General features: G+C 36.4%; 2 protein-coding genes. Both read left to right on the top strand.

Translation table 11 applies throughout. From position 1 onward, the window contains the following. The first annotated feature begins 34 nt into the window (after window positions 1-34). Window positions 35-880 carry a type IV secretion system protein gene (locus PVV70_RS09645; protein WP_273759013.1) on the top strand — a complete coding sequence of 282 codons (846 nt, stop codon included), beginning with the start codon at window positions 35-37 and terminating at the stop codon, window positions 878-880. A gap of 244 nt (window positions 881-1,124) precedes the next feature. Then, window positions 1,125-1,268 (top strand): TrwH protein, encoded by a 144-nt coding sequence (locus tag PVV70_RS09640; protein ID WP_254475109.1) that lies wholly within the window; start codon window positions 1,125-1,127, stop codon window positions 1,266-1,268. Window positions 1,269-1,271: the final 3 nt, after the last annotated feature.

Raw genomic sequence — 1,271 nt, 5'->3', positions numbered from 1 at the left:
ATAAAAAATTAAAAGTTCGTTAAAGAGGAATACCATGAACTTTACCGTGTTCACGCAACTTTTCAATAAAATTGATCAGATAACAAAAACATATGTCACGGATATTTCCTCAAAAGCAATTGTTGTAATTACCCCCTTTGTATCAATCGGGATCACCATCGCTTTCATTATCTATGGATGGCTCATCATTCGTGGCGCTATAGATATGCCACTCTCTGGGTTCGTAAGTCGTTTCCTGCGAATAAGTATTATTACTTCAATAGCGCTTACCGCAGGGCTTTATCAAAGTGAAATCGCGAATTTGATAACAAATATGCCCTATGATTTATCAAAAGCACTCATAACAAATCCGCTCCCTGATACACAATTAATGGGCTTACTTGACAAAACAGCAGAAAATGGATTCCAATATGCAGGTCGTCTTTTCCAAGAAACCATCTTCTTCGAAGCCAATGGGCTGCTTTATAGTCTCTTGGGCATCCTCATATTGCTAGCAACAAGCTTCGTCGTCGCAATCGGCGGTGGGCTCGTTATCTTGACAAAAATCGCTATTACACTTCTCGTAGGATGGGGCCCTATCTTCATCATTGCCCTACTCTGGCAACCAACCCATCGCCTTTTCGAGCAATGGTTAAGCCAAGTCGTAAATTACATAATCCTCTTTCTACTCTTAGCCACTGTCTTTAATGTGATGATGAATATCTTTGCAAACTACTTGGCTGATATGAAACTCGATTACCAACAGAATGTGAGCTTTATGTTTGGGGGAGCATTCATCTTATCCATTATATCCATCATGCTCTTACTTAAACTATCAAGCATTGCCAATTCTCTCGCAAAAGGCATGACATTTGGACACCTATGGAAACATAAAAACTAGAAGATATAAAATGCGGTGATTCTCGTAACAGGCACCCTGAATATCCATAGAACAAAATAATCAAGATATCTAAATCCTACAGCAAAAAATATTTGCACTGAAATTGAGCTATTTTCATCAATTAAAAAATGAAATTAAGAAAAGTAAAATAATTATACACTATGCACTTTACTTTACATTCAAAATGGAAATAATGATAATAAATGTTAGGATGCATCTAACAGAAAAAAAGAGTAATATTAAAATGAAAAATATCATTCTTATGATTTTGATTGCAAACCTTTTATCAGCTTGTGCATTAGCACCAAAGCTCAAACAACCCAATGATAGGAACCGTGTGCCTATTAATAAAACAATCCCTGCCGAAATTAAGCGAGGAGACAGATGAAAA

It is taken from the genome of Bartonella sp. AU55XJBT (assembly GCF_028618525.1).
This window is presented reverse-complemented; position numbering and strand designations above follow the sequence as displayed.

What these genes read in the sequence shown, in the direction of transcription:
- PVV70_RS09640 (WP_254475109.1), top strand. Translation starts at nt 1,125, where the DNA reads ATGAAAAATATCATTCTTATGATTTTGATTGCAAACCTTTTATCAGCT.
- PVV70_RS09645 (WP_273759013.1), top strand. Translation starts at nt 35, where the DNA reads ATGAACTTTACCGTGTTCACGCAACTTTTCAATAAAATTGATCAGATA.